Source organism: Metabacillus litoralis, assembly GCF_003667825.1.
Taxonomy (GTDB): domain Bacteria; phylum Bacillota; class Bacilli; order Bacillales; family Bacillaceae; genus Metabacillus; species Metabacillus litoralis_B.
The window spans coordinates 1,439,527-1,466,056 of record NZ_CP033043.1; the positions used below are offsets into that span (position 1 = coordinate 1,439,527).

The 26,530-nt window shown below is 35.8% G+C and carries 19 protein-coding genes and 1 pseudogene; 2 read left to right on the forward strand and 18 right to left on the reverse strand.

All coding sequences use genetic code 11. The annotated features are described in order from the left end of the window. Positions 1-2: 2 nt before the first annotated feature. The 6 genes from D9842_RS06795 to D9842_RS06815 all read right to left on the reverse strand — a co-directional run bounded on the left by D9842_RS06795 (position 3) and on the right by D9842_RS06815 (position 10,288). Positions 3-3,374 carry an AAA domain-containing protein gene (locus D9842_RS06795; RefSeq protein WP_162987336.1) on the reverse strand — a complete coding sequence of 1,124 codons (3,372 nt, stop codon included), beginning with the start codon at positions 3,372-3,374 and terminating at the stop codon, positions 3-5. 235 nt (positions 3,375-3,609) lie between these two features. Next, the gene (locus tag D9842_RS06800) at positions 3,610-5,481 is read right to left on the reverse strand and encodes a nuclease-related domain-containing DEAD/DEAH box helicase (RefSeq protein WP_121661868.1); all 1,872 of its coding nucleotides are present in this window, start codon (positions 5,479-5,481) and stop codon (positions 3,610-3,612) included. A gap of 63 nt (positions 5,482-5,544) precedes the next feature. Further along, complete coding sequence (locus D9842_RS06805; RefSeq protein ID WP_121661869.1) at positions 5,545-6,039, reverse strand: hypothetical protein; 495 nt, start codon at positions 6,037-6,039, stop codon at positions 5,545-5,547. Between the two features lie 575 nt (positions 6,040-6,614). After that, positions 6,615-6,791 (reverse strand): hypothetical protein, encoded by a 177-nt coding sequence (locus tag D9842_RS25730; RefSeq protein WP_162987337.1) that lies wholly within the window; start codon positions 6,789-6,791, stop codon positions 6,615-6,617. A gap of 2 nt (positions 6,792-6,793) precedes the next feature. Beyond that, positions 6,794-7,486 carry a hypothetical protein gene (locus D9842_RS06810; protein ID WP_121661870.1) on the reverse strand — a complete coding sequence of 231 codons (693 nt, stop codon included), beginning with the start codon at positions 7,484-7,486 and terminating at the stop codon, positions 6,794-6,796. 240 nt (positions 7,487-7,726) lie between these two features. After that, positions 7,727-10,288 carry a UvrD-helicase domain-containing protein gene (locus D9842_RS06815; protein WP_162987338.1) on the reverse strand — a complete coding sequence of 854 codons (2,562 nt, stop codon included), beginning with the start codon at positions 10,286-10,288 and terminating at the stop codon, positions 7,727-7,729. Positions 10,289-10,948: 660 nt separating this feature from the next. Here D9842_RS06815 and D9842_RS06820 point away from each other — a divergent pair. Beyond that, positions 10,949-11,284: a hypothetical protein gene (locus D9842_RS06820; protein WP_121661872.1), complete on the forward strand. Its 336-nt coding sequence runs from the start codon at positions 10,949-10,951 to the stop codon at positions 11,282-11,284. A 406-nt stretch (positions 11,285-11,690) separates the two neighbouring features. Here the strand turns inward: D9842_RS06820 and D9842_RS26620 are convergent. The 10 genes and pseudogenes from D9842_RS26620 to D9842_RS06865 form a co-directional block, all read right to left on the reverse strand. Next, positions 11,691-11,942, reverse strand: a pseudogene (locus tag D9842_RS26620) (DUF6979 family protein); the annotation flags it as partial. A gap of 464 nt (positions 11,943-12,406) precedes the next feature. Then, on the reverse strand, positions 12,407-12,790 hold the full coding sequence (locus D9842_RS06825; protein WP_121661873.1) for an SMI1/KNR4 family protein: 384 nt from the start codon (positions 12,788-12,790) through the stop codon (positions 12,407-12,409). A 15-nt stretch (positions 12,791-12,805) separates the two neighbouring features. Further along, positions 12,806-13,933, reverse strand: a complete 1,128-nt coding sequence (locus D9842_RS06830) for a hypothetical protein (protein WP_121661874.1) — start codon at positions 13,931-13,933, stop codon at positions 12,806-12,808. A 12-nt stretch (positions 13,934-13,945) separates the two neighbouring features. Further along, a complete protein-coding gene (locus D9842_RS06835; protein WP_121661875.1) occupies positions 13,946-14,791 on the reverse strand; it encodes a hypothetical protein in 846 nt (281 codons plus the stop codon). A 13-nt stretch (positions 14,792-14,804) separates the two neighbouring features. Next, the gene (locus D9842_RS06840; protein WP_121661876.1) at positions 14,805-17,024 is read right to left on the reverse strand and encodes a dynamin family protein; all 2,220 of its coding nucleotides are present in this window, start codon (positions 17,022-17,024) and stop codon (positions 14,805-14,807) included. Positions 17,025-17,787: 763 nt separating this feature from the next. After that, positions 17,788-18,675 carry a glycerol kinase gene (locus D9842_RS06845; RefSeq protein ID WP_121661877.1) on the reverse strand — a complete coding sequence of 296 codons (888 nt, stop codon included), beginning with the start codon at positions 18,673-18,675 and terminating at the stop codon, positions 17,788-17,790. A gap of 84 nt (positions 18,676-18,759) precedes the next feature. Continuing rightward, a complete protein-coding gene (locus tag D9842_RS06850) occupies positions 18,760-19,749 on the reverse strand; it encodes an HNH endonuclease (protein WP_121664969.1) in 990 nt (329 codons plus the stop codon). A gap of 17 nt (positions 19,750-19,766) precedes the next feature. Further along, positions 19,767-20,090 (reverse strand): nucleoside triphosphate pyrophosphohydrolase, encoded by a 324-nt coding sequence (locus tag D9842_RS06855; RefSeq protein WP_121661878.1) that lies wholly within the window; start codon positions 20,088-20,090, stop codon positions 19,767-19,769. A gap of 516 nt (positions 20,091-20,606) precedes the next feature. Beyond that, on the reverse strand, positions 20,607-21,215 hold the full coding sequence (locus tag D9842_RS06860; RefSeq protein WP_121661879.1) for a class D sortase: 609 nt from the start codon (positions 21,213-21,215) through the stop codon (positions 20,607-20,609). A 67-nt stretch (positions 21,216-21,282) separates the two neighbouring features. Beyond that, the gene (locus D9842_RS06865; RefSeq protein ID WP_121661880.1) at positions 21,283-21,702 is read right to left on the reverse strand and encodes an LPXTG cell wall anchor domain-containing protein; all 420 of its coding nucleotides are present in this window, start codon (positions 21,700-21,702) and stop codon (positions 21,283-21,285) included. A gap of 402 nt (positions 21,703-22,104) precedes the next feature. Between D9842_RS06865 and D9842_RS06870 the strand changes: the two genes are divergently transcribed. After that, the gene (locus D9842_RS06870) at positions 22,105-22,749 is read left to right on the forward strand and encodes a ThuA domain-containing protein (RefSeq protein ID WP_121661881.1); all 645 of its coding nucleotides are present in this window, start codon (positions 22,105-22,107) and stop codon (positions 22,747-22,749) included. 185 nt (positions 22,750-22,934) lie between these two features. Here the strand turns inward: D9842_RS06870 and D9842_RS06875 are convergent, their stop codons facing one another. Together D9842_RS06875 and D9842_RS06880 are read right to left on the reverse strand one after the other, a co-directional pair. Beyond that, the gene (locus tag D9842_RS06875; protein WP_162987340.1) at positions 22,935-23,861 is read right to left on the reverse strand and encodes a phytanoyl-CoA dioxygenase family protein; all 927 of its coding nucleotides are present in this window, start codon (positions 23,859-23,861) and stop codon (positions 22,935-22,937) included. Positions 23,862-24,511: 650 nt separating this feature from the next. After that, positions 24,512-26,314 carry a tannase/feruloyl esterase family alpha/beta hydrolase gene (locus tag D9842_RS06880; RefSeq protein ID WP_218975602.1) on the reverse strand — a complete coding sequence of 601 codons (1,803 nt, stop codon included), beginning with the start codon at positions 26,312-26,314 and terminating at the stop codon, positions 24,512-24,514. Positions 26,315-26,530 lie beyond the last annotated feature (216 nt).

Sequence of the window (26,530 nt, forward strand, 5' to 3'; positions counted from 1 at the left end):
TTTCACTCTCCTAACTCTTTTTGACTTATCGTCATTTTCGTCGCTTCCCTCGGTAAAAGCCTTAATTGTTCGGATTGCTTATTATTTAGGAAAAACTGATATTTACCCACAATAACACGCTGGAATCTTGCACGTGTAATGGCTACATTTAATCGATTCGGATTATCCATAAAGCCGATTCTGTCAGTCCGAACCATTGATAGGAATGTGATATCCGCTTCCTGGCCTTGGAATTTATCCACTGTATAATTTTTAATTTCAACATTTCCGATTGAAAAATTAGCCAGCCTATTTTTTTGTCCCGTTAATTTCTTTAGTTCATCTGCCATAGCTTTTCGTTGGCCATTGTAAAAAGTTAAACATGCTACTTCCCAGATTCCTTTATCATGTTCATCATTCTTATGGATAGCCGCCCATTTGATAAATTCTCTTAGTTCTTTCATAATCGCTTGCACTTCAGCTTCATTCGTAGAGCGCTTGTTTTTACCACTAACATCTAACCATATATTTTTATTCGGATAACGATTATACGTCCATTCACGCTTATACCTCGTATAGGATGAATCGCGAAGTGCCTCATTGTTATAAAAATAGGACCTTGGAAATTGAGAAATTTCCGGGTGCATACGATGTTGATAGTCTAAAGATACGAATCGATTTTGTTTTTCTTCCATATTGAAACCAGAATTTAAGGTCGTTTCAAGTGACTGATCTCTATTCTTCCCAACCCCATCCTGAAGGGCTTGCAAGATAGATGGCAATGCAATGTCACCTACTGTTTCAATATCTTTTAAAATATGAGCAGCTGCAGTTTTAGGGGAAAGGAATTCTAGATTCCTCTTTAAGTTTTCTCTCGTTCGCGAATTGTCTACATTCTCCAACTCAAAAGAACGAACTAATCTCCATCCATATTCTGATGCCCATGTTTTTTCTTTTAAAAACTTCTTTTGTTCGCTGAAAAAATCGATTGCCAAAGCTTCACGTTTTCTGCTTGACTTCCAAGTATATTGCAATGACTGATGTAATTCTTGAGGGTGACGAGAATAAAAAGCATTCACTTGATAGTGATTAGATGAATTTTCCCAATCATCTTTAATTACAACCATATTCGTTGGAATCTGATTTTCAACAAGTGAATATAATTTTTCACTTACAAAAATCACCTCAGCACCTTGCATACTCCAGACAATCGGATTTTTCATTTTTATATCCATTTCGGAAATGCCTACGAAAGAAATAGAGTCAACAGTCGGATTCTCATCTATAACAACAACCCTTTTCTTCATATCGTCTGGGTCAGCCACTGCCAGCTCACTTTGAATATTTTTAATTACATCAACCTGTAAAACGAGACAAACAGGCATTCGCACTCTAAAATCATGGATATATTGATAAATGAGAAGACATGCTTGCTTTAAAGCAGGTGATAATTTTTCGTCATCATCGATTGCAGCATTCACATGTTCACGATCATTAAAGGGCGGTAATTGCTTAATATCCCCAACAAGGATCCAACGCTTCGCGAATAGAGCAGGAATTAAAAACTCTTGGAACGTTGTTTTACTAGATTCATCAATAATTAAGTAATCATATTTAGGAACAGGCGGTTCATCACCGTTAAGATTAAATAATGGATGTTTCAAGATTCCAAATGTGGTTCCACAAACTAGATTTGCCGATTCAATTAATACATCACGGAACTTACTATTTTCATAGTTGTCCATCGTGAATTCTTTAATTTTCTCGCTAATTGAATCTTGTTTTCCGATCCGTAATGGAAAAATTCCATCTAACAAATTCTTCTCTTGTAGCCTTTCTAACACATTATCAATCGAGACATGTGTTGAACCACATAAAAGAATTCGTTTACCCCGTTGAATTAATTGAACAATTAATTCAAGAATGGTTGTTGTTTTCCCGGATCCTGGTGGACCTTCTAACAGTGCAAAATCGGGTGTTGCGAGTGCTTTTGAAACAAAGCTTCTTTGCGCTTGAACACCTTCTCTAGTATGGTCGGTCAATACTTTCCATTCTGTAATGGTTTCAGGTGTAAAGGACTTCCATACCTTTTCTCTTTCTTTTCTTCTCGATAGATCAATAAGTGGCTTTTGATCTGTTAAAGGTACTCTTTTTAGCTTTTGTATCGCTTTTCGTTGCATTTCTAATTGATACGTATTTACCCGAATGGAGAGGACTTCAGGTATATCACTAAATTTAAGTGTCGTTCTATCGTGTCTACTAATGAATAGGATTAGCTCATCTGGAAGAACCTTTTCAATTTTCAACCTCACTTGCTTTCCGTCGAGTATCCCTTCTAATTCTTCCGTGTCTTGATCAAAGAAGTAATCAACATTCGATTTAGAGAATGACTCATCATCTTCCTCTTCATCTATTAGTCGTATCGCTAATTGGCCTTTCCTTGAACTACTCTTTTGATCATGTTTCGATATTTTAAACATGTCAATCCCATTTTCCGAATCCCTATATATATGATCGTTAGATAAGCCAGAAACGTTACTTAATGTTTCAAATGAATCTCGATTATGCTCTATGGCGATTTCTACTCCATTGACATGAATCTTCTTTGGGATTGGAATCGTTTGAATTTTAAAATGAACGTCTATACCACCATGGGTGATTTTTTTAGGTCTTGGAAAGCTTTGCGAAACGTACAGTGCATTTCCGTTTCTTTCAAGGAATGGAATTCGCTCACCTTTTTCGTTGAAATAAAGATCCCCCGACAGATTAGCTATATGCCAATCTGATTGATTCATATAAAGTCCATTAATATAAAGATCTTCATCTTCATTGATTTCTCCCATTATTTCAAAGGAATATGAACCTTTTTTCTCGTTATATGTTTTCCCGCTTAACGTCAGGTGATGACCGTTTTGGGAAATATCCTTAATCTCAAAAGGGGTAATAGTCGCGATGCTACCGTTACTCGTTAGCGCCTGTTTTTCCCCATTATAAGCAGAGCTATCCGTGATTCGTAATAAATGACGTGTGGAACTGATCGAAATAAGCTCAAATTGAGTAGGGAGAAGTGGCATAAAATTATTATCTAGCCGAATCCCGCTTCCTGGTTCGAACGGAACATTGTTTTCTACATTTAATTCTAAGTAGTTTTCATCCATAAAAACTTCTAACACCGATGATGTGCTCAGGGTAATTTGATAGCATAAAGGGTCAATGATTAGTTTAGTAGGGTCTTCTACTGTATCCCATTTTGCCCTTACATGCTTTTTTTCTCGTAGCGCTTTAATCGCTAGTGTCAAATAACGCTCAAATTTCCTCATATTATCGTCAACAGCCGTTACCATATTATTAGCTTTTCTAAAATCATCATACATAGCATTATAGTATAAATTCATCTTCTCAACCCCCGTACAAATACAGGCCATACAGAATACATTAGTTATTTGACTAATATCCGAAAACCTATCTTTTAAGTTCTTATTACAATGTACTATATAAACCACTCTTATTTGATTTAATACTTAGTTAAAATTTTTCATTTGCTAAGTTTTTAAAATTCATTATTTTCTTTAATCTAATCTTTGCACTTCAAAAAAGACCGACATATTAACATCTTTCTCAAACTCTCTGTTAAAAAGATGACTTCAAATGGTCATACTGAGGTAAATAGTTAAGACAAGTAAAAGAAAATTCTCCCGTTGTTTCCTTCCCCTTTACTCGAGACATACTTATAAATAAAGCATTTTTTATTGTGTCTGAATTTGGTACACTGGTTACAAAAACATTCCCATCGATATATTGAGTTGTCGGCGAATCTAAAACTAATATAATATTTGGTGTTTGCCAACCTTTATAGCTATGAAATGAACATATTTTAAGCCGCCCGGTACCACCCTGAAATTTCCACTTTTCTGACTTACGTCGTTTCTGATCAGATTGTCGCTGTAAATCGTAAACGTGAGACGTTTTCACACCATATCTCTCGAAATATTCTACCAACTCAGCACCTGTTTTTTCATTGGTAGTAATAATTGTGATATCTTCCCAATCATTTGATTTTCTAAGTTCTTTGACTCTATCTGTAAGTTGTGATAGTTTGTCAGAGATATTATTTGCTTTGCAGTTTAACCAAAATGTCGTTTGCAAAAAGCTTAACTGTTCCTCACGAGCAACTAATATATCTTCCCCTTGAATTTGTAAAACTTCTCGAACTTGTCGAATTTTTTGGACCATTGTATCAGGTAAACGATGTGTGTATTTTAGATTACCGGGTCGCCCCTTAAAACCAATGTTTTTTACCTGATCAGCATCTTCAATCCACACCCCATGATTGAATAAATCCTGAGCTTTATCATATACAATAAACAGCTCACCTTTCTTAGTATAAAACTGCTTTAAAAAACGAATCCATTCACCCATAAAATCCTGACCTTCATCAACCAAAATATAATCATAGTTGAATTGGTCCTTCATATTATTTTCTAGAAAGTAAATGTTAATTAAACTCATCCATCGTTGTGTGAAATTTTGATCTTCATCATCGAAGTCAACTTCAATCTCATGCTCTGTCATAATGATTTTTAACAGTTCATGGAAGTGAATAATTGTTAAATCTTTTCGTAGCTTTTTACGTTCTCCCTCATAGTTACCTTGTCCGAACTGTTGACTAACCAAGTCTCTTAAATAATGTCGCAGTGTAATGTTAAATGTTAGAATCAGTACACGTTTATTATCTCTTAATGCTTTTACAGCCTTTTCAGCTAAAATTAAGGATTTACCTGCTCCAGCTACCCCACTCCATCTACGAATAGATCCTGGACTCAATTCAGAGAGTTCACTCTGTGACGGAGTTAGAATAAACGGTCGTCTTCGTTCAAAGTTATAATCAGCATATTGTAGATGCTTTGCTAATTCTTTAACTAATTCTTCTAACTGCCCATTATGATTAAATGCAGATTGTTGCCTTGATAAAGCATATGTGTGGATTCTATTATTTAATGGATTATGAGTGTTTTTTATATATTCAATATCCTCTTTTGTCCAAATTTTTGTATAAAGCAAATTATTATTACAAAATGCTAAAGCATTTGCTTTAGCAGCACCATGAAAGTATACTACTGTTTCAATACAAGCATAATAATTCTTCTCAAATTCCTCAGCAAGATATACACTGTTTGTTAGTTCTGATTTAAGGATACTTTTTTTATAGTTCTCTACTTGATTTATTGGATTCTTTTTATGTGAGCGTCCATCTGTTCCGCGAATGTACCCTCCGTTTTCGTAAACAGATGACGTTAGGTTCCAATCCTTAACTTCGATAATGATGATCCCACGACTAGGATGCAATAAGACAAAGTCCGGTTTCATTGAATTAATATGAGGCTGTTCAAATACCATCCACCCATCAAAACGTGAACTATTTCTAAAAACATCTAATAAGTACTGCTCCCCTTTGGTTCTTGGATCATTTGGATTATAGCTCTCGAAAATCTCTGCTGACACAGCATTCACCTTACTTAATTAGTTTTTTTGCTTTTCATAATATAGAGAAGGACGATTCCATAATTAGCGTGTTCCACCCCAACCATAAATGGTACCTTTTGGAAGCCTTCCATCAACATTTTGATTATATTGAGATTGATATCTAGCCATTTCCCTCCTAGCCCTCTGTAAAATAACTTCTTTTGTTGGCTTTTCAGAAAATAGTATCTGTGAAAAGCTAGCATCAATGGTTACCTGAAGAGCAATATGTTTGTTTCTCGGCACCCTCACTAACTCAAAAATTTTAATATGATAATAGTCTTCATCTTCGATAATTTTTGCCATCTTTGTTTTTATACGATCAAACTGGAAAACCAACTTCAATAAATTAGTTTGAGTAATAGTTATATCTACGAAGGGATCCCTGTTAAAACACAGACTACAATCAACTACAACTGGTAATATATCAACACTCATATTTATTAGAGAATAATCACCTTGAGGTAACTCTCTCGTATAGGAAATTTCCGTTTCTATGTCTCCTAATGTTGTTGGAAGGATTAATTTTTTCTTATCCATACTTTTCTCCATCATTTATAATTTGGATGTATCCGAACATCAGTATATAATTTTTCATCGGTTCTAATGGGTCTCCAAAGAATACATAGCTATTGAATTTACTACCTTTCTAATATATTTTTCAATTTAGCACAGACGTTGTTTGCTTCTATAATTAAAATCGACCAATAGTTGGTATTTGTTTAGTGACTTATTACTATTATAGATTGTTAATTTATCCCACAAAAAATTGTTTTTGAGATTAATAGTTTAATATTCTATCCAACGACTGATTGGATGTCGTCTTATTTTTAAGAATGCTTCCCCATTCAAGTCTAGATTGGACTCCTAATCAGCCCCGCAAAAACTGATTCAAGCAACTTATCTAACAATATACAGAATGCTAGAAATACTTTGCGGGCTATTGAGAAGATTCAGATAAGCAGAATAACAAAAGAATGGAATTTAGCTTTTAACAATAGGTAAACGTAAACTTCTTTTCAACTTGGTCATTTCACCGAGATTGCAGATGGCAAAAACTTCAGAAAAATAATGGAACATCTGATCATTTTTAGAGCAAGTTGCTATTAACATATTTAATTTTCGGCTATATCCCTACCTGTATATCGATAGTCTAGCAGCAATTCTGCAAATTGAGTTAATACAGTCAGCGCCCAACTATTATCTTTTCCTTCTTGGTATTCCTTGTGTTCTCTTGTAAGAGTATCATGGTATTTTGTGTTCGTTGCTTTAAATGGTTTATAATCTATCATGTTTACGTCCACGGCAGGTCAGCATCAGTTATTTCTACCGGCTTTCCCTTATTCTCCAATAAATGTGTTCTGATGATTTCTAATTCATTTTCTAGGATCGAGATCCGTTCTTCATAGTCTTCTTCCATCTTTTTCATTTTCCCTGTCAGATTACTAACAAGTTTCCTAAGTCGTAACAGCTCCTCACTGTTTTGCGGGGCGGCCATTTGAGGTTGTCCGGCAAACCTAGTTTGGTTTTCGATTTTTTGTAATAGTGCAAGCATTTGATCTTGATTCTTGTCTTCTTGGTCCTGTTCGCCTTTTGAATTGCTGACCTCCGATGTAACTGTATTCAGCATCCGCTTGAGTTTGCCATCAATTTTTGTAAGATTGTCCTTGCTGCTATCAGCAATCTGCTTTTGAATCGGTTCTAGATGGTCAGATAATTGTTTACTAACAACGGATTGGATTACTTCAAGAATTTGAAATTCATTATAGGATTTGATTTCTTTTAATCGTTCCACTGCCTCATTTGATAAATTCGTCATATCCTTTGCTGGAACTTTTTCATCAATATACAAAAGCGTTTCACGGAATTCTTCTATGACGGTAGTAAAATTAGATATAACTTTGTCCATTTCTTTTGTTTGTTTTGATGCTTCCGTAAATTTTTCTATTAACTGATTCATTGTCTTGTCGGTGGATGCTGCTGCCATTGAATTTGTCTCCTTTTTGCATTTAACTTTTATTAAAATCTTTTTTGTTTTCTGTGTCGTACCGGAAATTACCAATTTCATTTCGGACTAAATGGTATTTTATTAAGCAGACCATTACTATTTTGAGCTCTCATATTTTAAGCCTCATTAAATATAACTAAATCTGTTGTACGGATCTCTTTCAATCTGTTTTATAAATTGAGATTTGCTTTCACTGTAAAAACTTTCTGCTTTTTCACTTTATTTTACCTTTAACAATCCCTTTGCCTTGTTGGATTGGCGGACAAGGGTGCTGTACTGATGTTTAAATGGTTCGATTTCATTCGTAATATACCTAGATGTAATTTCATCATCATTTATGCTGCTTAACACACGCAAAGGGTTCGTTTTCAGACGTTCCATCTCTTTGTTTAGATTAAAGCTGTCTGAAAAGCCCGATAAAAGTATGGCTTTTAGCAAGGCTTCGGCGTTTGTGCTCTTTCGTAAATACTCCACTGCCTCTCCATACTCTTTTAACTCTAGCAACTTCACACCACATTGATTGCTGTTTTTTGTTAATTGATATTCGTTCTTGATTTCACAGCGTTTAATACCGATTTCTGCTGACTCCGTCAAGGACGGATCACCGATGACGGTCAAACTCTTAAAGGCAGCAATGGCCTGTTTAAATAATTGATGATTTTCTAAGTCCCTTGCCTCCTCTAACAATTGCTCGTAAGAAGATCGCTCTTGGAGTCCCAGTTGTTCTACATCAAATTTTGCAATGATATCTACATGTTCGAGGAGCCACTCTCTTGTGTCGTCCGTCACATCATCTTCGACCATGCCAAGAATATCTCTTGCCCGGGTGATCGCAACATACGCAACATTAAAATAATAGCGATATATTTCTGAATTCAGCTTGGAACCGCCGAATATTTCCGCCCACTGCTCTTTAAAATCAGAAAATACGTTATAAGTAATAATGTATCTCTTTTCAATCCCTTTGATTTCAGATACAGTCAATACTCTTGGCTCTAAATCCGGGAATCTAGCAACGATTTGTTCTTTTGATTTATTATTTGAAACAACAATGGACAGGTAGCTTTTATCTTTTGCGTATTCCCATAAGTCATTTTGGTTTCCTAAGAAGAGGTATGGCTTTCTTGTTCCTCCTCCTCGCTTTGGAACTTCCGTATATTCAAAGTCAAGATTGCTTGCAATCGACTCTCTTCGCAGACTAGCTATTTCATTAGCAAAACGGACAATGTCTTTGCTTGAACGATAGTTCTTTTTTAGGATACCTTTTTCAAAATTATCAATTCCCCCGAGAAACCGAAAGATGCTCTCAATTCTACCAGCATTAAAAAAGGTCGGATTAATCGTTTGATGAAAATCGCCGCAGACGAATACATTCTTTTTGTCCTTTAGAAGATTGCATAAATAATAGACTTGTAATTCGGTTAAGTCCTGGATCTCATCAATAATCATATAATCATAGGATGGTGTGCAATGCTGCAATGCAATTCGTACTAACTGTCCTTCTTCACTTAGTCCATCCTTACTGATCGATTTCACATATCGATCATACTTTTTATTAAGGTTGATGATTTTCTCGCGCTCATCTTTTGAAAAAAGACTGTAGCTTTCATTTAGTTTGTAATACTCATCATATGACAGTACTTTTTTAGCTGAAATTTCATCATTATAGGCATTAATCATCTCTTTTCTAAATGATGCAGCCCCTGAAAACTTGCTGTCTATAAACGTACAAATTACATTAAGATTTTCAGCCATCCGAAATTTGCTTTTCCGTGTATTGAATTGAATGTGATTTTTTTCAGCTAAAGCACGAAGAATTTCTTTTTCAAACTTGTTCACTGGCAGTTCCATTTCATATTGCCAGTTTGCTCCAATCATTCCTTGGAGAATTCCTCTCCTTTCCTTCCAGAGAGCGACCGGATCAAATGAGTGAATTCCAGGCTGGGTTTCATACCACTCTTTAAAGCTTTCAAAAGAAATAATTCTTTTATTCTCGTCCGAATTCATCTCAATATACTCTTCTACCGTGTAAAACTCGGTCTTATTTGCAATTTGATCTCGATCCATATCAAATAATTCTACGGCTATTTTTTGAAAGAGACGCTCGGTCTTATCTTTTAAGTTTTTAGAAAAAGTAAAATAGGATAGTTTCATATCAGCATCTTGGCGAGACTGCAAGTATTGAATCATTTTATAGACTCCAATCGTTGTTTTGCCGCTCCCCGCTGATCCAAATATAAATTCTCCTTTGTCTTTTAGGCGGACAAATTCGTACTGATCATCACTCAAATAATAAAGGTGGTCATCTTCTCCAAATATGCTGCTGAGCCGTTCCAAATCGATAATAATCGGGATCGAGTTTTCCAGAGACAAATCAACTAACGTCTCATGTTTGTCTTTATCTATGGTGGCAATCGTTTCGTTAATCGAATACTCTTGTAATCCTAGGGAGGCAAAATCTCGATCTCTGGCCTTTCTTATTTGTGTATCATGATCACAGTACTCCAAAAGGATCAAAGAATCTTTGTATTCTTCGCGAATAGTCGGGTAAAAGTTCCGACCATATGTAAATAAAACTCGATCGCCGGTTCCAACTTTAAATTTGTATATCGTCTGCTCAATTGATTCTACTTTTTTCAATCCGAATCCATTCGGAACCGCTTTAATATTATGATGGTTTTTCTCTAATTCTTTCATTAATAGTGAAACACGATTGTGCACATAGTCTGCTTTCTCTTTTGGTACTGATTTATAAAACTTGTCAAGTGCAAGTACTTTCATCTGATAAACCCCCGAATAGTATCTCAGTTTGCTAGGCAAGATATTTTTCCATCCTAAATCTTTATCACCATCTAAGATGAAATAATGATTAATACCTATATCTATTTTACTATATATAAACCAAAGTTTCCCTATAAAATCACATAAAAAAGTGGAGTTCCCTTCCTTTAGCTGAGAGATTTTATTTACTATTATTGCAAAAAGGGTGTACCAAATTTGGTACACCCTTTTTCTTGCTTCTATCAGGATAATATGTATTTTTTGAATTTTGGTTGTTTAGTTGTACAGCTCAGCGAAGACAGAGTATCTGTCACTTTGACGAATTTGACATGATCTCCAAAACTAGTTATAAATTTATCAACTTTCAAAATTTACAATATATGGATATCATTTACACAATTAACTATTACATGCATAAAGCCAAGATTAGATGTAAGGTAAGGGTGTAGAAACTTCGCAAAAGAAAAAGTGCATCCCCCAGTCATATAAAGTTCGGAGTGTTCAGGAACCCTTGTTAAAAACCTATTCATAATTACTTATAATCTTATCAAATACAAGATTTAGGAGGTAATAGACGTTTTTTAAAAATTTCTTATAGAAATTAAATATTAGATGTCTCTGATCATGTTAATGTGATAACATGATCAGTTAATTAATTTTTTGGAGGGATTAATATTTCTTATAAAAAAACTACAATTAGTTGATATATCACTCGAAATTACCTTTGATCTTGTTGAGAATGTTGCTACTAAGTTAATTAAAGATTCTATAGGTAAAGATCTACCAATAAGGGTAGAAGCTGATGATGATAAGGATGAATTACTTATTAGAGTTCATATTGATGATAGATCTCTTTCTGATGATGAGTTTCAGACTTTAGACGCTATTGGTTTTGCAGACGATCAGCCATACAGAAGTGCTGATCGTGTAATTAAAAAAATATTAGGTCATAATGAATACAGGATTTTACCATTTTTAGGGAAAGCGATGAGTTAGGTACTTACTTTGTTGTGGAAATGCCTTATCCAGAGTACAGAGCAAGCCTTTAAGCGTTTTGCAAGGAAGGTAGTGCTGTCACCCGCCCAACACCAAAAAAAAGGTTCCTGACGCCCAATACATTTCAGAGCTGGATATCAGGAACCTTTTTGAAATAACACCGCGACTTTAATGACTGACTATTATTAAGCATAACCAAAAAACATTGACTATCAGTTTTAATTCGACATCACTGTAGGTAATTGGTACATATTAAGTTAACACTTTTTTGGTTACCCGGGATATTCAGTATGGTGATTTTGCTAAACAGACCATAAGGCAGTTATGAGGGGTTTGAGGTAGAAAGAACTGAAAAACAGGACCACAAAACGTTGTGCCCCCTCGTCCCATTTAGATTCTTATATCTTTATGTATTTCTTTTTTCTGTAATCACTTTCACAACATCCAATTGATAGTTATAAAAATATCCATTACCTTCTGTAACTATTTTCAACATCTCAGTGAGATCAACAAGCAGGTTTGGTTGTTCCCTAACAATATTCACTGCTTTAATAGCATAATCCTTATTCTTGGATTTCTTCCTAGAGTTATAGGTCCCTCGGGGAATATTCTTTACTAATCCTTCTTCACATAAACCAAGAAAAGAATTTTTAGGACATCCTTTCTTTTGACCCTATACTTTTAAACCCTATTTGTAGTCATTCGTTATCCGAACATAGATAATCATAAATTTTGTTAATCGCTTGTTTTTTAGCTACTTTTCCGAAATCCATGAAAGCAACTTGTATACTTCTATTGTGGTCTTTATAAACCTCGTAAACAGGTCACCGCTTCTTTCATATCATTTATCCTTCACATCAAACACTTTACTCTTAGCAATCTCAACGATATTTCCTAATTCTGTTTTAACACGTAAGTACGGGCCATTACCTATAATAATCGTTTTAATAACAGCTTTAGCTACAGGATACTTCACTTAACTAATTGAAAGACCACTATATTTAATCACTTTCACGTTATTACACGCCATTTAAACATTTACTCTACTTCATAATTCGATTCAACTATACATAATGTGGGACGTGGGATTGGCATCCCGAATGAGGCAACAATCCCACGTCTCTACAGCTTTATCTGGTCAATGATATTCTCTAAGAACTCGTTAAAAGAATTAAATAACAGTTCCTTATCCCATTCTCCCGCACCATGAACGGCAGTGTATACCTTGCCATTTTTAATGAAAATAGGATCTCCTTCTCTTGTAGCAACTACGTAGAATTCTTCAGGCATTCTATATTCTTGTTGTAGTGCTGGTAAGGAATCAGCAGAATATAACTTAATTGATGTTAGGTCTGCCATCCTTAGTTCTACATCAACTGGATTAGCATAATTGTAAAACTCACGTACTGGTTCTGGAAGGCTCTTACTAGTTGATTCCTCTAATTGCCCAAATTCATTTCGTTCATCTTGCTGTTTTGCTTTTTCAACGAACTTTTTGTAAAGCAATTTCCTCACCTCCTATCAATAAATTGGTCTTACTTTATTTATGGTAAAGTGCCTAATCTCATCTAGTAGCTTTTCGAACAATTTATTCTTAATGAAGTGGTAAAAAATCATTAGGATACCGATGCTAAGCGATGCTATTAGACCAGCATAGCCTCCCCATATGCCTTGGGCGACTATCGAGATAAAGAGAACCCCTAGTGAATATCCGAGTGTTTTACCAGCCTGTTTGAGAGCGAAGGAAGTTGTATGTCCCTTCCACTTTAGCTTTATAAAAACATACGCACTAAACACAATAGATGAAACCGCACCAGCAACAGCCATATTACACATTTTTAATAGGTTCTCTGTTAATGCGAAGCCTAGTCTTTCAGAAGCGGTTTGAGCTAGTGCAGTAGTTGCTGCTTCTCCTATACCACGGACAATACCATGATTGACTACCGCAAGTGCCGAGGATTCTGCACCTGTTTTGAGCCCAACTATTCCTGCTTCCAATAATGATTTGGTGGAAACACCCTGCTTAGCAAGAGTAACAATAGCTCCAATGGTAAAGCCTACTCCTAAGCCAATAGCAGCTGCTAAGCCGATTCCAGTTAATTCGTTTTTCAATACGCGTTGATTATTAACATCCTCAAGACGGGCATTTCGATCAACAAGTTCACCTTCCGTTGGATTTCTAAAATCTCCCCCGTGCTCTGCTAAATGCTCCTGCTTGCTTTTTACGAAATTAATGTTGTCTGGATTGGCTTGCTCACCTGGATGATCCTTAACCGAATTAATATGATGTCCCTCGGCACCTCGAGCTTTTCCCGTATCAATAATCTCCTGCCTCTGTCCTTCACTCCAGCCAGCAGTGCCTTTTCCGCCCATTTTGATCTCTGCCTGCTCATATTTCCAGGCGATGGAGACCCCTTCATTTCTAAGGGATGTATCTCCATGCGACAATGAACTTACTTTAGCTTGTAACTCCTGTCGTCTCTCATTTAAAGTCGTAAAAATCTGATCAAATTGTTCATTGTAGGCATTTGTTGTATTGATAGTCCCGAATGTATTTGTGCTATGGATTGGCATAGCAATAATGTTCGCATTTGAAAATGAAGTGGAGAGACCCGCTGGACGTGTTATAGACCTTCTTTTACTAAACATGAGAACCTCCTGTTATTTGACTTTTTCCATTTCAATTGCTAACTCGGTTAACTTATATTTCCCTTCTTCATTAAGCTGACCGAAAATGTACGAATAGATATGGTTGTAATAAATTAATGTCTCGTTAACTAATTGACTTGAATCATAGGAGAACAATCTATTTCCAATAAGTCGCTTTAACTCCAGCATGCTATTTTTGTATTTATCTTCATTATTCTTGAACTCGTTATAAACATATTGGAAATCACTTACGGCCTTCTTGTTATAGGATTTAACTTTTAATTGTTCGAACTCAGTCAGCTTGGCACTAATTACATTCGGGTACTCTTGTGTTAGTTCTTGATAAAGACTTCCTTCATCCTTATCAAGAATATCTTCATTAATTTGTTCCTCCGCCACTTTTACTTTTTCAAGTATCGTATTGAATTGTGTTTGGTCCTGACATTTAACAAGTTCATACTTGTATTCAGTAAGCTGGCGCAAAAATTCCGTTTGTTCTTTTTTGGCTTCTTCAAAATTACGACTTGATTGCACTTCTTCTACTTGAAGGATTTCATTACGAAGGTCGTCCACTTCACTTTGGCAAGCCTGTATCATCCCAAGAACGTCCTGGCTCAGCTCCGCATTTTCACTAAAAAACAGAATAGAAGAAGATGCCTGATCTAAAAATACTTTTCTAGTTGGGATGTCAATATTCCACTTTGCAATTTTCATGCTAAATTCAAAAAAAGCTTGAAATACATCACGATCACTTATATTTTTATTGAACAGATTCTTTATAATCAAGTTGGCTTGCCAAACATCATTTTTATCGAAGTATTCCTGAAATAAGGCTAGTTGATCTGTAGTAGTTAACATTTTATCCCCTCCATTATGCCATTGCTGGTTCCGACAATGGCATTTCTACGAAAAAAGCTTTAAGGTTATTTGCATTAATAATTCTCTGTTCAATATCTTTGATGCTATAAGAAGAAACCATGTTGTTTAAGTCATCCACATATTTTTTCCACTCATCATCTAAGTGGTCAGCTGCTGCGTTAAATGCAGTCTCTGTATCATCCCAGAACTTATCAATTTCTTTTACAAATTGACCAAATGCATCTTGGGCCGAATATTCCTTAACAATCTTTTTAGCAATACCTTTTTGCCATCCGCCTGTTGCAAAGGCAAATACTGATAGGCTAACGATAACAGCCAAGGCAATTCCTAATGTTATAGGGCCGCCAAGCGCAGCAACCACCGAGGCAGCACCAGCTGTTCCTCCAGCTACTGTAATCCCAAGTGCTGACAGAACGCTTACTCCCTTAGCCACTAAGATATATGCTCCTAAATTGCCTAGTGTTGAAGCCCAGATTGCAAGACCGCCAAATGTAGCTAGACCCGCTAATCCACTGGCAAAAACCTTTACCGTGTTAAAAGGAACTTGGAAACCCTTTAGCTTACTTTCAAATTTATTAATTTGAACATTGAAGTTCTTCAGGTATTTATCAATGACTTCATTTAACTCTTCCGAATTTTTCTTTAACACAACTTGCATCTTTGCTTGAATTTTACTGCTTAGATATCCTGCAAGGCTCTCCATGTCTTGTTTTTTCTTTTTGTACTTTTTCTCTTTAATAATTTCAACAATGTTATCAATCGAAATAATAGAAGCAAATTCATCCTCAAATTGTTTGATCGAGTCCTTATGCAGCTTCTCTACTTTTTCTAGTACTTCCATTCTAGCTTTTTGGTTTTCTTGGATTCGTATTGGTTCATTTTTACGAATATCAGCTAGTAATTGTTTATACTTTTCTCTTTCGGAGATAATTCCTTCATATTGCTTTATATCGTTTTCAAGCAATATTTTTTGGTCTTCAACGTACTTTTGTAACGAGTCCTTTGCATTTTTATTAATAATTGTAGGGAGTTTTTCTAAAAGCTGTTTAACTTCCTTTTCAAAGTCTTCTCTTAAATAGGGTTTATCTGTTGTATAGGTATAGAATCTATTTCTTAAATCCTTAATCGTATGCTTATACACCGATTGTTCCGCTCGATTTTGCCAAATTTCTTCAGGAACCTCACTATATAATCTAGTTGCACCAGCGTCTAAAATTCTTTCTAACTCTGTTTTGTTTCCGTTATCAACGGTGTGTGCCTGAGATGCAACAATAAATAAATTATTAAGAGGACTTAGCTTGTTCTCTTTATTCTCAATAACAGGTAAAGAATTTAAAGTCGTTTTTAAAAATTCAATATCCGTTCCTCGTAAGAAACCATTAGCAATCGACATATAGATGACAACGTCCGCAATTTCTCTTGATTTCTGTGCTAGGATATCATCGTTCTTTCTATCACCTGTTCCGAATCCAGGTAAGTCAACAATATCGCATATTTGTAAAATGGAGCTCTCTAGAAAAATTACAGCAGCTGAAGCATCCTCAATATCATATTTATCTCCTTGACGTGTACCATACTCAGCTAATAAGGATGTTGTTCCACCTGTGATTTTCCATTTTCTACAATAGTTTTCATTAGAAAGCTTTTTAAAATCAAATCCATTCTTATCACCTTTAAAAATCCACACTTCATCCTCTATAAAGTCTGGTCGATCATCAATATGTTTAATATGCACGCTTATGGATGTGGTTGGTGTCCATGAAGTTGGCATTTTATCCATACCTAAAAGAGAATTAATTAATCTGCTCTTTCCAGCGTCAGACATTCCTACTATTGCAACAGACGGCTTAACAATTGTTGATTCAATAATTTGTTGTAAGTCATTAACCATTTTTTCATATTTCTCTTCAGATGATAGCTTTATATCTTCAGTTTTCATCTTTATGTAGTCAAGCAATGTCTTTTTAATAAATGTAGAGGTCTCCCACGTGTTACTTACCTCTAAAGCATTAGGTATAGACTTTTTATATCCTACAAGCTCATCTAAAGATGTACCTGTTGCTTGAGCTATTTTTAAAAGTATACTGAATTCAATTGCCTCAGGAGTCTTTTCCATTCTAGAAACATAATCCTGCCGAACCCCTATCATCTTCGCAAAGTCATCCTGCGTCATCTTTAGTACATTTTGTCGAAAATCCTTCAAATCAAACATTGTTCTCCTCCTACTAAATATTAAAATAATATGTATATACTGGAATAATAAACCAATTTACTATTAACGTCAAATAAAATATGCAAATTTGCATATTTTTTTCTAAAAAAGTAAACATAAGGGGAAAGCGTTGACAGTTCTCCTGTTTCCTCTTCACTAAACTACTGAAAAAATCAGAGGGGGGTTCTAAATAACCTGCCATATTGTTAGCTTGTAAGTACGTTATTATTATAGACCCATCTAAAGATGAAAATTGCTTGCTACGCAGTAATTGTCTACTACGCATTAAAGAATGGCAATTTTCTTATTTAGATTATTGTCCGTTAGTTTAGTCAGAAAATGATACCAAATTGACTTTTAGTTTTCTTTAACAATACTTCCCCTACAGCATTTGCTTAAGTACTTCTTTAACAAGTCACCTAAAACTAAGATCTTTGCAGAGTAATAGACTACTGTCCAACAAAGTCTACTACACAACGGAAGGGTTACTCTACAACCTCAAGGTTTTTCCTGTGTAAAAAATGTGTAAAATGATTTCAAAACCTACCTTTTTCAGGCGTTTTCCCGAAAAACAAGAAATACCTACAAACATTGAAATATCAACGTTTGTAGGTGTTTTATCGTTTCTTAACTTAACTCGTTTTCACCTAAAGATACCGGTGGTCAGGGTCGAACCCCCCGTTAATTAGTCATTCTCTCATTTATATTCAAAAAATCCTATAACAACAATTAGTTCATCAATCTTATTTTCACAATAGTCACCTTAATATGCTTGTATACCAAATTTAAGTAACTTCTTAGGCAGCACATCATCTAAGTTCTTAATATCATCGTCATTTAACTCTATTAAATTAAAACCGTACTTTTGATAAATTTTTATCTTTTCTTGTTTTCTTTCTTTATACTTTTCATCATTTTCTAGTCCCCAAAACTCAATATAAACTTTTCCAACAGGTAAGTAAAAGTCACAGTATACATCTTCTTCTACTGGAAGCTTTCTCTCAAAGGCATGTACAATCTCAGACATATACAGCCAATTATCGATTAACATTTCAGCTCTTGAGCGTACATAATGTCCATCAGCAGTTCTCAGCTTCGCTTCAAATTTTTCTCTAAACCCTACATTAGTTTGATTATCTTCACTTTTTTCTTCTGTTGGAGATTCACCCTGTATCTCTTTCAATGACTTAATGATACTTTTTTTTGAAAGAATACTTGGATTCCAGCAAACATATGGAACACCAGTCTTATCATACTCATATTGCTCCCCACCCATCAGCTTACCAAGTGGGGTAATTAACCATCCCTTTACACCCTTTTGAACTAACCCAAGCTCAGATAAAATTGGATTAATTCTGAATTTGGATATTCCAAAATGATTCCCTAGAGCAGTTGAGGTGAGATGTTTTGTATTATTTTCTCCTGATCTAAAAATGATATCGTTTTTGAAATCCTCGGTCCAGGCAATATAAGTCCCGAATTTGGTATGAGATTTCACAATACCACCTTTATCTTTCCCCTTATCTGTTAGTATCCAATTCTCTTCTTCTCTAGTTACTAATCCATTCTCTGAAAGTAATTTAAAAACTTCCTTTGCAGGTAGTTGTAATTCCTTAGAGAGTGCTGTTGTTGATAAATATTTATTTGTCATTTCAATCTCCCTGTATATAATATTGTTAATGATATTATCGGTAAAAATCCCAGTTTTTTGAATTAATTTCAAAAATAATTAGTATTATTTTGGCACCCATATAGAATCAAACCCATTCTTAATTGAATAATCATACAGCATAATAATCTTTTTTGACTGATAATTATTCATCAGAATATGAATTGTAGAATCCTCTTTTTTATCCCTTAATGCTTTATTTCTGTCTATTATGTATTCAAGATAGCTTCTGGTTGGTAATTTATCACTTTTAGAACTGTTACATTTATTACATGCTAATACAAGATTCCAAATATGATCTGATTGTACGAACGACCAAGGGATAAAGTGATCTACGTGAGTTTCTCTGTTGCTGTCGGTTAACTTCTTGCCACAATAGAAGCATTCGGCTTGAAAATATGATAAGAGGATTTTTTCGAAAGGTTTTAACGAAGATCGCTTTGCAATGCTCTCTACTTTACCTAACAGATAATTAATACTAGGAACTTCATTTAGTTGTTCAATCATAGCGGCCATATGGTAATTTGTTAGGTTCACAATAAGCCTTTGATAGTTCAACATAAAAACATGAACTGTAGGGTTTAGTCTCAAAATCTCTTTTTTATGATCGAATGCATAAAAGCTCTCTCTTGTATCTCCATAAAGAGCTCCATATACATTTTCCTTCATTGTTGTTTTGATTTTACTAACTAGTTTCACCTGTAAAGTATCAGGTACCTTATCAAAAACCATTTCAGAGGGAATATCATTTTTGCTTTGTTCCTCTTTAATAATTGAGACAACTCGAGCCGTTTTACCTCTGTTCTGGTTTAACAAGTTGTGGTGAACAATTAGGTTCCAGTAGATCTTAGTAAACGAGTAAGCTAGCTGATCATAAGTTAATTCAAATTCTTCATTTATTTGATATAAATTTTCTATTAATGCTTTTATAAGTGCATATTTATATGTAGAGGATTTGACTGATTTGCTAGATAATACGATTGAGAATATTCTCCAAATATTCTCATCTGTTAAGTATACCTCGTTTAACTCACCTATCTTTAATTTATGACTCAATTCCTCTCCTCCCATTTCTATTCTTCTACATCAATTAGAAAAATCTTTTCTTGAAAACCTCCACGTTTTATGTATTTTTCATTACGAATATCTTCAACTTTTTCAAAAATAGAGCCATGAACAGAAGCTAAGCTATGGAGAATTTCCAAGACATCCGATAATTCCTCTAGAGCATGTTCGTCTGTATCTGCTTCTAGATATTCAGTAATTTCTTCCGTTAATTTATTTCTCAACTCTTTAATATATTCAGCTTCACTTAATATTTTTGTTCGGAATTGCTTACCTGTATTTTCTATTATTTCAGGTATTTTATCTCTTACAAGTTTGTTGTAAACTGCCATAGAAACCCCTCTTTTCATTCTACTCCTTAGTTTGATTTTACTCATAAAAGCTCATTTGTTTAATCTGTTTTAAAACTCTAACACTAATATTTATAAAGTTGTAACTCTATTCAAATATAAAAACTTGATCTAGCTCTTTAAAAAAAGTCTCTTTTTCAATTTTAATATATAAAATTTGGTTTAAACATAATATTTAGGGATTTTGTCAGAGAAAGTCAATTTATCTTTTAATAGCTATCAATCTAAGGTGATATTTTCCAATAATTTCCCTTTTTAATTTTGAATAACTTATCATACTTTTATTTATAATCTATTATTCGTGCTTATAAAATGAATTTTTTTATTCCTACTTAAATCCTTTAATGTCAAGTAATTTAAACAAAAAAATAACCCTTGTTCAATACAAAGGTCATTTTCAGGATTTTTGCCGATTGTAAACTAGAAAGTGTAAACTATTTTGTTAGATACTTTCATTCTAAGCAAGAGACTAATAACATCATGCGTATTTGCTATATATTATCTCACATCAATCAACTCACTCTGAATAATATACCTATGTGGGGCTTTTCCTATAAATTCAAACGGATAGCAGGTTGAAATGGTGAGAAGAGGTTGTTCTTTTCTTACAATGACGGTTCGATCTTCTTTATTTGTGATAAAGATTTTTCTAATTTGATAAACGTAAGTACTGCCTTCAAAGTCAATGGATAATGCATCTCCAATTTTGAGTTCACCCATTTCTTCGAATACAGTATCTCGGTGCCCTGATAAAAGGACGTGTCCATTTTCATTAGGGAGGACTGTCCATTTGCTTTTATGCATTCCTACCCCTGACTTTAAGGTTTCACTATCCGTTCCTAGGAAGATTGGATACTTATTCTTAAGAGTTGGTATATGTAATTCCCCTATCTCTTCACCCATTTGTACGTGAGGCTTCCCATTACTTTCATTACTATTTTTTATTTGAATTCCTTCATGATATGTATCCTCGTATCCTAGGTATTGATTCAATTCTTCATCGCTCATTTGTTGAATTGCTTGTCTTTGGTGCCACCAATCAACTCCAAAGTAGACAAATTGAGCGAACCCTAGAAATATCATGACTAGACCAATTTTTCTTTGCATGTCATCACCTTCAGTCAAGTAAAGGTAGGCGTATAGCCTACCCTTCAATCATTGCATTCGTTATTTGTTAGTCGACCTGTTTTTTTCGTAAAAGAAACAATGCACCAATAGCGGCAGTCATGATACCTAGTGCCATCATGATTGGATTATTTGTTGCTGTTTCTGGAAGTGTTCCTCCCCCTTGCATTCCCTCACCAATTTGAGTTTCACCTTCATTTGTTTCAGTTCCGCCCTCATTAGCTTGAAGATCTGCTACGTATTCGTCGTAATCAGCTTGTGATACTTCACATGGTAAACCATCATTGTCTCTGTCAAGATCATGTGGGTCATTTGTTGCGCTATATCCGTTACTGTGCCAAAAATCCATTAAGCCTTGAGGGTCGTTAGTGAAATCTGTACAGTTCATATCCTGTGCATGTGTAACTTGGAATCCACTAAAAAGAATACCGAAAGATAGAACAGTAAGTGTGATAAGCTTTTTAAGCAATTTTTCTTCCTCCTACATTTAAAATATATGTATTGTCTATAGACAACCAAAAATAGCTTTTGTAAAAATCTGTATTATATGCACTGTTTTTTTAACTGAATTTGGAGGTATTACTGGCTTACTTAAAAGGAGAGATTCAAAACATGATATTTCCCATGAAGAGTCAGTCGTACAGAAGCTACTCCCTCTGCTTTTTTCTTGTTTTTAATAGTAATAACAGGAATATGATTTCAAAGGGAGAATGATAAAATGTAATAGGTGAATTTAATCCAGATGCAACGATTGATGCAATAGAATCGGCAACTGGAATCCAAGAGCAAATGTTGAAGGCTCCAGCAATTAAAGAACATAAGTACATTGATTATCAAGGGAATAAATGAACTGGTAAGGAGGATATAAACGTTGGTAAATATAGTAGCACTACTAGGAGATTATTGGCACGATGCTGATGAGGCCAAGGCTGGTCTAGAAGCAGCAATTGAACGCTTAGGAAACAAGAACGTAAATCTTCACTACATTACGCATGAAGAAGTATCAAAGGTCCTCGATGAAAAGCCAGACTTATTCATCAATGCTAAAATGGATCAATTAAATCCCCAAAATGTACACGTGTACACTTGGCTAACGGATGAATTGGATAAAAAGATTGTTAAGTATGTGGAGGATGGTGGAAATGTCTTAGCATGGCATGCTGGATTAGCTGGATATGATCCTGATAGCGACTACATTCAAATGCTACGCGGATATTTTGACTATCACCCACCAGGACTTCAGGATGTTACCTACATGTTGAAGGAAAATGAAAAAAGTGGAGAAAATACTTTTTCCCTTTCCGATGAGCAGTATTTTGTCCACTGTGATGTAGCAAATACAGAAATTGACCTTTGGAGTACAGGTGTAGATGGCGATTCGATCGCAGGCTGGAAGCATTCCTATGGAAAAGGAAAGGTATGCTGTTTTACTCCTGCTCATACGAAAGATGGGATGTTGAATGAAAACGTCTCAAGATTATTAGCCGACAGAATTAATTGGACGATCTCTAAATAAATAATTGAACGAAGAATTCTCCCTCCACCCAAAATTCAAATATGAAGTGGCTTATACTTTATACAGAAATACAAATGTATCATAAAATATTTTAAAAGATAATAATCTTTTTAGAATAAGAATTAATGAACCTAAAAGAAATAGAGGAGCTGCTAAATACTTGCAGCTCCTCTATTAATAGTCTGTTATATTGTAGCTTCTTTATGTAGTACCGATTTAATACTCCACTCCAATGGTGAATAGTTCCCATCTGGACGGTTTAAGTTGATTCTCTCAGTTAGTGGAGTAGTCCGATTACACATGAATCGAGGAACGCCTGAATGATTCTGTGAGGCAGCATGATATAAAAACGGGTGGCATAAAATCACATCTCCAGGGTTTCCGGTGGTTTCAATCACACGAAGCTTGATACCATCTTCATCAACATAAGGATTTTCCATAAATTTCTCGATCCGATCTTGTTCATTATTCGTTGTGTCATCCTTTTGATTAGAGGCAGTTAATTCGGAAAACCACGGGTGCTGCTTATTCAAAGCACGAATGCCCTCTTCAAGCTCAATTCCGTCAGGTTGCTTGGAAAGAAATTTTGCTATTACTTTATGTGAACCTTCTGCCACAAGTGTGCCCCCACCTTGTTTTCCTATTTCAGAGAATAAATTTAAGCAAAGTAGGCCTTGTTCAGGACTGTCAATATAATGGCGAAAATGAATACCATCCCAATGCCATCCAGTAGTCGGTACGCTCCATGGTTTGTTAGCACCTTGAGAAAAATTAACTGGCCACCATCCATAGCCAACCTTCTTATCACTTTCACCATATACTGTCCTATTCGCCCATCGCCCCTCACCAACAAGATCCTCAATGGCATCTGCTAATCTTGTTGTATTACATTTCTGGAATTCATCATGTTCATAGGTTTCATTTAATTGGACCATTTCTTCAGTCCAAGTTGAACTATCATCCTTTAGAACTCCTCGTTTTTCAACATTCTCCCATACTATACTTTGAGCTTCTAACGCCACCTCTTTAGAAAATGCTTGTTCAACCTTTACCCAACCTAATTCGATGAACTGATTGACTTGCTCTTGAGTTAACACCTTATAATTCGTCAAAGTACTTCCTCCTTTAAATATGGACAAATCCAAAAGAATAAAGCTTATCTTTTTCTAACATGTGTTTACCTTCTTCCCACTATTGAGAGCCTTTGGTTTTAACAGTTTTCTCATGGATGAAGATAAAATAATAAGGTGGTTCATCCTTCCTTTCTAAAAAAGATAACACAAGAAAGGGTTTTCATTTCTTGATGATAACGATCCTGCTGCTTGTTTCCTATTCTTATATTATAATAGATTTTACTTAGTTTGTCTGTCAAATAAAGTAAGTTTGTTATGTTTTTATAAAATTTTGGATTTTACTTGGTCCTTGATATCCTAACCCTGATCAGTATGGTTGTACTGTACAACAATTGACTTGGTGTTTATTATTTTTACAATAGTCCACATCACTTTACAGAGCTAAGGATAGAAAAATTGTTTTGGGTAAAGGGCAGACAGATAACACTCCTGAAGAAGACTTATGCTTGGTTTATGTATTTTTAAATGATGTGATTTTAAACTCATATGATATTTTAAAAGGTTAACTCTTTTTTGCCAATGAAAAATCCCCTAAAGATAGACTTTTAAGAACATAATCTCATGCTCTCTTTTTTATCATGTCTACCCGTAGGGGATTTACTAGCATATTATCATCTGTACTGAAAGGACTATCGGCTCAGACCAGGTCCTCCTGAACTCGGTTTGCACTCGAAACTGCTTGCTGCTTCCGGGTCGCCTTTTTTATAGCGTGCCACTAATGGATAAGCGCATAGTGGACGTGAACGATCCGGTGCCCATGTGGAAGGTACCTCAGGGTTAACGCCACCTGGATTTCCCTCACCGCGAGCTGTCGCTATAATACGATCCGGTGCCTTGCCATATTCAACCCAATCGATTAAAGCGCCCAGGCCATCAAACTGGTCGGTGGCAGGACCGCCACTGACATGCCCCATGCCAGGGACCTCAAAATATCTGACGAACTCATCGGCTTTGTTTCGGTAGTTCGCGTCGAGTTCCTTGTACCAGCGCCTTGTGTCATCAGAGGAGAAGATACCGTCTGATGAACCGTGTGCCACGATCATTTTAGCTCCTGAATTGCGAAGGGTGTCCAAATTCGTTGGGTCAGGAGGCGTCATGAATTCCATGGCACTCTCTGTATACAAATCGTTAGACTCATAGATAAGTTGCCACTTATTGTCCACATCAAAGCTTAGAGCATATTCCGGTGGCGTTTTTCCATTAACCCCTTCAGGGGGCGATAGGAAAATGTGGCTAACAGTTCCTGGATCGAGTGCAACCGAAATTCTGAACTTCCATAAGCCCCACCCATTATGGACAAGTCCCGGATCAAATGGGAAAGAAGTGTAGATCTGTTCTCCTGAGTTAGTACGAGCTCCCGCAAAAACATCCTTCACGACTTGCTTCTGTTCTTCCGTTAAGCAGGTGCCGTCCCGATCCAAGTCACAAGTAGGTACGTCTCGCTCAACGCTGAAGACCTTCTGACAACGCTCAGTGTCCTGTACGATTCCGTCGTTTAGCCGATCCAGACCATCACAGCGGTCTAAAATCGCCTCAGCAATAACTTGACGTTCGGCTAAAGGTAGTGCTGTCTCCAAGTTGTTAATGTCGGTTGCAACCTTTGCCCATTGCTGAACTCCCCACAACTGGGCTACCGCAGACTGGGGCAAGTTAAATCCTGGCGCGATGGCTAAAAAGCCATCGTACTGATCTGCATAGCGTGAAGCAGCCACCATAGTGTGACGACCGCCATTTGACCCCCCGGCAATATATGAGCGATCAGGCTTGCGTCCGTAAGCAGCTTCGATCAAGCTCTTAGCCATAGGTGTAAGTGTTCCGACTGCTTGGTAACCGAAGTCAAGACGTGCCTGCGGATCAAATCCGAAACCAACGTTCTGAGCTGAAGTGTGACCTGCATCCGAACTAATAACAGCAAAGCCCTTTTGCAGTCCGTTTTCCAGCGGGCCGCCTCCTAAACTTCCAACTGCTGTTACGACGTTGCCATCCGCTCCACCATTTGCTTGATAGAGGAACCGTCCCGCCCATTCAACTGGAAGCCGCATTTCAAAACCGATCGCATACGTCTGACCGTCTACAGGGCTCTCTCGCTCGTTCATTTTTCCCTTGATGAGACAATGCTCGCCTACAGGCTTACCGGCATTGGACAGTGTTCCCTCAGCAACAAGCTCTGCCGATGTGATAGTGGTATTATTAAAACTAAATGTTTCTACTAAATCCACACACATCTCCAGCTTGCCTGGCTGTGCTGGAGCAAGCTGGGGAATTTCATCTTTTGCCCCACCTTTAGTTGTAGGTTTGTTTGTATTTTCTTCTTTATGGGGTGCACTTACTTTTGAAGCGCTTACACTTTCAGGAAACACACTAGAAGGAATTAACGACATAATGACAAGAGCTACTGTGAGTAGAATGGAAAAGCTTTTTTTCTTTTTCATATATTTTCTCCTTTCATCTTCGCTTGTAAAGCAGTTTATAATCCTTTTAGGGTTATATAGCTTTTATTTACCTCCTCTTAAAAGTTATCACCACACAAAGATTGTACATAATATTCAGAAAATTAATAACCCTTATTGTGTAGGAATTCAAACTTCAAAATTCCTATATAGTAATGAAAGGATCTAACGACCTACGAATTAATAACTCTACATTCT